This is a genomic window from Hydrogenophaga sp., assembly GCF_025699295.1.
In the GTDB taxonomy this organism is placed as follows: Bacteria; Pseudomonadota; Gammaproteobacteria; order Burkholderiales; family Burkholderiaceae_C; genus Hydrogenophaga.
The window spans coordinates 1-7,470 of record NZ_JAILWB010000035.1 but is presented as its reverse complement, the minus strand read 5'-3'; the positions used below and the strand labels follow the sequence as shown (position 1 = coordinate 7,470).

General features: G+C 68.5%; 7 protein-coding genes. 3 read left to right on the top strand and 4 right to left on the bottom strand.

What is annotated here, in order from left to right; translation table 11 throughout:
• Positions 1-198 precede the first annotated feature (198 nt).
• Both K5880_RS22960 and K5880_RS22955 read left to right on the top strand, forming a co-directional pair.
• Entirely contained in the window at positions 199-1,113 is a 915-nt protein-coding gene (locus tag K5880_RS22960) for a LysR family transcriptional regulator (RefSeq protein ID WP_297658273.1), read from the top strand.
• On the top strand, positions 1,110-2,564 hold the full coding sequence (locus tag K5880_RS22955; RefSeq protein WP_297658270.1) for an 8-oxoguanine deaminase: 1,455 nt from the start codon (positions 1,110-1,112) through the stop codon (positions 2,562-2,564). The genes K5880_RS22960 and K5880_RS22955 overlap by 4 nt, the downstream gene beginning before the upstream one ends.
• Before the next feature lie 4 nt (positions 2,565-2,568).
• Here the strand turns inward: K5880_RS22955 and K5880_RS22950 are convergent, their stop codons facing one another.
• Positions 2,569-3,048: an Lrp/AsnC family transcriptional regulator gene (locus K5880_RS22950; protein ID WP_297658268.1), complete on the bottom strand. Its 480-nt coding sequence runs from the start codon at positions 3,046-3,048 to the stop codon at positions 2,569-2,571.
• Between the two features lie 70 nt (positions 3,049-3,118).
• Here K5880_RS22950 and K5880_RS22945 point away from each other — a divergent pair, with 70 nt between their 5' ends.
• The gene (locus K5880_RS22945; protein ID WP_297658266.1) at positions 3,119-4,084 is read left to right on the top strand and encodes an EamA family transporter; all 966 of its coding nucleotides are present in this window, start codon (positions 3,119-3,121) and stop codon (positions 4,082-4,084) included.
• Positions 4,085-4,091: 7 nt separating this feature from the next.
• Here the strand turns inward: K5880_RS22945 and K5880_RS22940 are convergent, their stop codons facing one another.
• From K5880_RS22940 to K5880_RS22930, 3 genes are read right to left on the bottom strand one after another with little or no spacing between them, the layout of a single operon-like run.
• Positions 4,092-5,369, bottom strand: a complete 1,278-nt coding sequence (locus K5880_RS22940) for a hydroxymethylglutaryl-CoA reductase, degradative (protein WP_297658264.1) — start codon at positions 5,367-5,369, stop codon at positions 4,092-4,094.
• 38 nt (positions 5,370-5,407) lie between these two features.
• A complete protein-coding gene (locus K5880_RS22935) occupies positions 5,408-6,724 on the bottom strand; it encodes a TRAP transporter large permease subunit (protein WP_297658262.1) in 1,317 nt (438 codons plus the stop codon).
• A complete protein-coding gene (locus tag K5880_RS22930) occupies positions 6,721-7,251 on the bottom strand; it encodes a TRAP transporter small permease subunit (protein WP_297658259.1) in 531 nt (176 codons plus the stop codon). The genes K5880_RS22935 and K5880_RS22930 overlap by 4 nt, the downstream gene beginning before the upstream one ends.
• Between the last annotated feature and the right edge of the window lie 219 nt (positions 7,252-7,470).

The window sequence follows — 7,470 nt, the reverse complement described above, 5'->3', positions numbered from 1 at the left end:
CTGCGAGATGCCTTCCGTCTCCAGCACACAGATGGCGGCCTGCGCCGCGGTCATTCGGGCCATGATGCGATTCCTTACCTGGGTTGAGGGACTGGTGCCGATTCTGGTGAGAACCCGCCCTCAGGGGAATGCCAGCGCCGGTACTTTGATTCGATACTCCAGGTATGCAATCGCGTGGCCGCGGCGTTAACATGCGCCATGGACCGCTTCAAGGAAATCGAGGCCTTCGTGCTGGCGATGGAGCACGGCAGCCTGGCCGCGGCCGCGCTGCACGCGGGCATCACCCCGGTGATGATGGGCCGGCGCGTCGACGCGCTGGAGCGCCGCCTGGGCACGCAGCTCATCCACCGCTCCACGCGGCGCCTGGCGCTCACCGAACAGGGCGCGCGCTTTCTGGACGAGTGCCGCGCGCTGCTGGCGCAGTGGTCGCAGGCCGAGGCCACGGTCTCGGCGCAGAAGCACCGCGCCAGCGGGCACCTGGTGGTGTCGGCCCCGGCGGCGTTCGGGCGGCTGCACGTGGCGCCGCATGCAAGCGCTTTCCTCAAGGCCAACCCGGAGGTGAGGATCTCCTTCAACCTCACCGACCGCGTGGTCGACCTGGTGCGCGAGGGCTACGACCTGGGCCTGCGCATCGGCGGCGCGATCGACCCCAACTTCGTCGCCATCCAGCTCGCCACCAACCAGCGCGTGGTCTGCGGCACGCCGGCCTATTTCCGCAAGCACGGCAAGCCGGCTACGCTGGACGACCTGAAGGACCACAACTGCCTGGCCTTCAACCTGCAGGGCGGGCAGCAGCGCGGCTGGTACTTCCAGCAGGACGGAAAGACGGTGACAGTGCGCGTGGACGGCAACCTGGACTGCAACGACGGCGAACTGCTGCACCGCTGGGTGAGCGAGGGCCTGGGCCTGGGCTGGCGCAGCACCTGGGAGATCCAGGCGCAACTGCAGCGCGGTGAACTCGTCACCGTGCTCGACGCGTTCGCCCTGCCCGCCTACGACATCCTGGCGGTCTACCCGCAGCAGCGCCACCTGCCGGCCAAGGTGCGCTTCTTCATCGACCATCTCAGGAAAATCTACGCCCGGCCCGGCTACTGGCTGAAGGACGCACCATGACCACCCTGCTGATTCACAACGCCACCTGCATCGCCACGCTGAACGACGCCGACCTGGCCAGTGGCACCGAGCTGGCGGATGCAAGCCTGTTCGTGCGCGGCAACGTGATCGAGTGGATCGGCCTGGCGGCCGAGCTGCCCCCCGCGCTGCGCGAGGAGGCCGACGAGGTGATCGACGCGCGCGGCCATCTTGTGGTGCCCGGGCTGGTGAACACACACCACCATATGTATCAATCGCTCACGCGCGCGGTCCCCAGCGTGCAGAACGCCGAGCTGTTCGGCTGGCTGCGCGGCCTGTACCCGATCTGGGCCGGCCTCACGCCCGAGATGGTGCAGGTGTCGACGCAGGTGGCCATGGCCGAGCTGCTGATGAGCGGCTGCACCACCAGCAGCGACCACCTCTATATCTACCCCAACGGCGTGCGGCTGGAAGACAGCATCGAGGCCGCGCAGCAGATCGGCATGCGCTTCATGGCCACGCGCGGCAGCATGAGCGTGGGCGCCAGCGCCGGCGGCCTGCCGCCCGACGCGGTGGTGGAGAAGGAAGACGCCATCCTCAAGGACAGCCAGCGCCTGATCGAGGCCTGGCACGACCCACGCCACGGCGCCATGCTGCAGGTGGCGCTGGCGCCGTGCTCGCCGTTTTCCGTGAGCCCCGACCTGATGCGCGAGAGCGCGGCGCTGGCGCGCTCCTTCCAGGGTCAGGGTGTGCGCCTGCACACCCACCTGGCCGAGAACGACCACGACATCGCCTACAGCCTGGAGAAGTTCAAGCAGACGCCCGCGCAGTACGCGCAGGAACTCGGCTGGCTCGGCGACGACGTGTGGCACGCGCACTGCGTCAAGCTCGACGGCGAGGGCATCTCGCTCTTCGCCGCCAGCCGCACCGGCGTGGCGCACTGCCCCTGCAGCAACATGCGCCTGGCATCGGGCATCGCGCCGGTGCGCCGCATGCTCGACGCCGGCGTGCCCGTGGGCCTGGGCGTGGACGGCAGCGCCAGCAACGACGGCGCGCACATGGTCAACGAAGCGCGCCAGGCCCTGCTGCTCGCGCGCGTGGGCCGCGCGCTGCAGCCGCCCGAAACGCGCAACGGCAAGACCTTCTTCGGCTGCGACCTCGGCCCGGCCGAGATGACCGCGCGCGACGCGCTGCACCTGGCCACGCGCGGTGGTGCGCAGGTACTGGGCCGCATCGACATCGGCCACCTCGCCCCGGGCATGTGCGCCGACTTCGCGCTGTTCGACCTGCGCACCCTCGGCTTCGCCGGCGGCGCGGTGCATGACCCGGTCGGCAGCCTGTTGCTGTGCGCCAGCCCGATGGCCGCGTACACCGTGGTCAACGGCCGGGTGGTGGTGCGCGAAGGCCGGTTGACCACCGTGGACCTGGCGCCGCTGGTGGAACGGCACAACCGGCTGGCTGGGCAGTTGGCCGAGGCGGCGCGCAAGGCCTGAAGCTTCAGACCCCGCCGCTGCCCGGCAGCCGCAGCGGCCGCTCCTCGAACTCGGTGTTGAGCACCACGGTGCTGGTGGTGCGCGCCACACCGGGAATGGCCTTGATCTGGTAGAGCACGTCTTCCAGCGCGCGCGCATGGGTGGTGCGGATCTTGGCCAGGAAGTCGAACTCGCCGGCCACGCTGTGCAGCTCTAGCACCTCGGGCAGTTCGCGCAGGCGCGGTGCCACTTCGCGGCAGTGCACGCCGCCGTCGTTGCGGATCGCCACGAAGGCGGTGAACTGCAGTCCCACGCGGTCGGGGTCGACGCGCAGCGAGAAGCGCTCGATCACACCGCGTTCGACCATCTTCTTCACCCGCTCGTGCACGGCGGCCGTGGACAGGCCCACCTCGGAGGCGACGTCGGCGTAGGAACGGCGGCTGTCCGCGCTCAGGGCCGTAAGAATTCTGGCATCCGTGTCGTCGAGCTGGATATTTGCTTGCATTTCTTCAATGATCTGATAAAAACACGGAAAATCGGCAGATCGCCGGAAATTATCCCAAACGCAACTGGAAATGCCTTCCATTTTCAACCCCAAGGCCCTGGATCGCCAAACGCTGCGCCTGGGCTGCGCCCTGCTGATCGTCTACCTGGTCTGGGGCACGACCTACTTCGCGCTCGACGTGGCCATGCAGACGCTGCCGCCGCTGCTCATGAACGGTGCGCGCTTCCTGCTCGCGGGGGTGCTCATGCTGGGCCTGGCGCGCTGGCAGGGTCAGGCCTGGCCCACGGCGGCGCAGTGGCGCGCGAGCGCGCTCATCGGTGGCCTGATGGCATTTGCCGCGATGGCGCTGGTGGTGCTGGCGCAGAAGCTGGGCATCGGCTCCGGGCTGATGGCCACGGTGGTGACCACCATGCCGATGTGGCTCGCGCTGTGGACGCGCTGGGGCGGCGAGCGCGTGCCGCTCACCAGCTGGATCGGGCTGGTGCTGGGCGCGGCGGGCGCCCTGCTGCTGGCACTGGAGGGCGATTTTTCGACCACGCTGGCGGGCACGCTGTGCGCCTTCGGTGCGCCGCTGGCCTGGAGCCTGGGTTCCTACGCGTCGCGCCGGCTTCCGCTGCCGCCGCCGGCCATGGCCTCGAGCGCGCAGTGGCTGCTGGGCGGTCTGCTTGGCCTGGTGGTGGCCTGGCTGTGGGAACCTGGCGCGCGCTCGGTGGCCTGGCAGCAGGTCTCGCTGGCGTCGGCTCTGGCCTGGCTGTACCTGGTGTTCATGGGCACCATGGTCACGCTCAATACCTACCTCTGGCTGTTGAAGAACACCTCGGCCGCGCTCGCGGGCAGCTATTCGTTCGTCAACCCGGTGGTGGCGCTGTGCGTGGGCGTGCTGCTGGGCGGCGAGCACCTGACCGGCTGGGTCTTCGTGGCGCTGCCGCTGATCGGGCTGGCGCTGGCGCTGCTGCTGTACGGCAGCGCGGCCGTGCGGCTGGGCCTGTCGCTGTGGCGGCGCGGGCCCGGGCGCCGCACGGCGGCGATGCGGTAGCCGCGGCTCAGCGCCCGCGCAGGCGGCCGAGCTCGATCTCGGCCACGTCGATGCGCACCGCGCCCTGGGCCACCAGCACCTGGGCCAGGCGGTCGATCTCCTCGCCCACGGCGCCGGCCATCATGGCGATGTTCTGCGCGTGCAGGGCCATGTGGCCTTTCTGGATGCCGGTGGTGGCCAGGGCCTTGAGGGCCGAGAAGTTCTGCGCCAGGCCCACCGCCGCGATGACGCGGGCGAGCTCCTCGGCCGAGGCCACGCCCAGGATCTTGAGCGCCAGCCGCGCCGTGGGGTGCACCTTGGTGGCGCCACCCACCAGGCCCACGGCCATGGGCAGTTCGATCGCGCCGGCAAGGTCGCCGCTGGCCGTGGCTTCCCAGGTGGTGAGGCTGGCGTAGCGCCCACCGCGCGCGGCATAGGCATGCGCGCCGGCCTCCACCGCGCGGGTGTCGTTGCCGGTGGCGAGCACCACCGCGCTCACGCCGTTCATGATGCCCTTGTTGTGCGTGGCGGCGCGGTAGGGGTCGGCGTCGGCGAAGTGGTAGGCCGAGAGCATGGCATCGCGCACCTCGGCACCTCCGATGGCATCGAGCGGCCACACGCAGCGCGCGCGCGCCAGGCGCTGGTCGGCCAGGTTGGAGAGGATGCGCAGGTTGGTGCGGCCCGACGTCCATTGCGCGATGTGCGGCGCGAGTTTTTCGGCCATGGTGTTGACCGCGTTGGCCCCCATCGCGTCGCGCGTGTCCACGATGAGGTGCGTGATCACCATGGCGCCACCGCGCGTGTCGAGCACGCGCACCTCGAGGTCGCGGAAACCGCCGCCGAGTTTCACCAGCACCGGGTCGCAGGCGTCGCACATGGCGCGGATGTCTTCCAGGCGTTCCAGGATGCGCAGGCGCGCGTGCTGCGGGTCCGGCACATCGGTGAGCTGGACCTGCGCGATCATGCGCGTGCCCGACATGGAGGTGACGAAGCCGCCCGCGTCGTAGCTCTGCCGCGCGGCGTTGCACACCGCCGCGACCACCGACGACTCCTCCGTGGCCATGGGCACGAGGCGGTCGCGGCCGTCGATGCGCAGGTTGGTCGCCACGCCCATCGGGATGTTCATGGTGCCGACGAAGTTCTCGATCATGTGGTCGGCGGTCTCGGCCGGCAGGTTGCCGGTGTCGCCCAGGTGGACCTGGTCGTCGATGCCGAGCCCGGCAAACCGCGCCACGCGCTCGATGCGCTCGGTCACGCCCAGCTTGTGGAAGCCGCCGATGCGGCTGGAGGGAGAGGTGGTGTTCATGGTGTGAACCTTGAAAGGGAAGAGAACAGGGAAGCGGCTCAGCGCGAAGCCATGAGCCTGGGCAGGAAGGTGACGAGGTCGGGGAAGGCGGCGCAGATCAGCAGGCCCACCAGCTGCAGGATGAAGAACGGAATGACGCCCTGGTACACCGCGCCCATGCCGATGTGCCTGGGCAGCGTGCCCTTGATGTAGAACAGCGTGTAGCCAAAGGGCGGGCTGATGTAGCCCATCTGGATCGTGATGGCGAACAGCACGCCGAACCAGAGCTCGTCGAATCCGAGCAGGCGCACGATGGGCAGGAACACCGGCACGGTCAGCAGGATGATGCCGAGCTCGTCGAGCACGGTGCCCAAGAACACCAGCAGCAGCATCATGGCGCCCAGCACCCACCAGCGGTTGACCTCCATGCCCTTGATGATTTCGAGCAGCGTGTCCGCGCCACCCAGGCCGGTGAAGATCGCCACGTAGGCCTTGGCGCCCAGCGTGATCCACAGGATCATCGAGGTGGCCTTGAGCGCGTCGATGCCGGCCTCGCGCAGCATGCCCAGGCGCAGTCTGCGGCCCAGCAGCGACGGGATCAAGGCGCCGGCCACGCCGACGGCCGCCGATTCGGTGGGCGTGGCGATGCCGAAGAAGATCGAGCCCAGGATCATCACGATCAGCATCGCGGGAACCACCAGCGAGCGCAGCGCGCGCAGTTTGGTGCCCAGCGGCACCTGGGCCAGGCTGCGGTCCAGCGGCATCCACTCGGGCTTGAGCCAGCCCACCACCAGCAGGTAGGCGATGTAGAGGCTGGCCAGCAGCAGGCCCGGGATGATGCCGGCGATCAGCATCTGGCCGATGGATATCTGCGCCGTCACCGCATACACGATGGTGAGCACGGAAGGCGGAATGAGGATGCCCAGCGTGCCCGAGGCGCAGATGGTGCCCAGCGCCAGCTGCGGCTTGTAGCCGCGGCGCAGCATCTCGGGCAGCGCGAGGATGCCCATGGCGGTCACGGCGGCACCGACCACGCCGGTCATGGCCGCCATCACCACGCAGATGATCACGGTGCCAATGGCCAGGCCGCCGCGCAGGCGGCCGAACCACATCTCCATGGCCTTGTAGAGCGCCTCGATCACGCCCGAGCGCTGCAGGATGCAGGCCATGAGGATGAACAGCGGGATCGCCAGCAGCGACTCCGACTTCATGGTGTCGAAGATCTGCAGCACCAGCACGATGACGGCGCTGGGTTCCCACAGGGTGACGATGAACAGCAGCGACAGGCCTCCCAGCACGAAGGCAATGGGCAGGCCGGTGAGCATGAACAGCGTGAGGCTGCCGAACATCAGCAGCAGGATGGTGTTCGGGCTCATGCTTGGGGCACTCCGTCCAACGGCGCCTGCACGTCGGCGCGGTAGAGCACGCGGCAGAACTCCACCAGGGCCTGCAGGAACATGAGCGCCAGCGCCAGCGGCACCATGGCCTTGGCCGGCCAGATGGGCGGGTTCCAGGCCGAGAAGCTGGTCTCTCGGTATTCCCACGCGCTCCAGGCGGCGGGCGCGCTGAAGTACAGCAGGATGGCGCAGAACAGCATGATCACGGGGAAGTTGACGAGGTCCATGCGGCGCTGCCAGGCGGCGTCGAGCCGCTGGCGCACGAGGTCCAGCGAGACATGGCCGCGCAGGTGCAGCAGGTAGGGCCCGCCGAGCAGGAAGTACGGTCCGAACAGCAGCACCGCGAGCTCCATGCCCCAGACCGTGGGGGCGTTGAATGCGTAGCGCCGCACCACCTCGTAGAGCATCACCGGCACCACGATGGCCATGAGCCAGACCGTGAGGTGAAAGACGGCGCGGTTCAGGCGCGTGATGGCCGACGTGGCCACGGACAGCCAGACTGGCATGGCGGATTCCTCGGTGCGCGGAAGAAGGCGCCCCGCTGCGCGGGGCGCGGCTCGGTCAGGCCAGCAGGCCGAGTTCCTTCATGAAGGCAACCTGGCTGTCCAGGATCTTCGTGGCCAGCAGTACCAATGTTGACACATGGTTGATATCAATATTGTTTACCTTACCAATCTGGAAGAGTTTCTCTCCAATGCATGTATCAAAAAGTTAAATCTGTATAT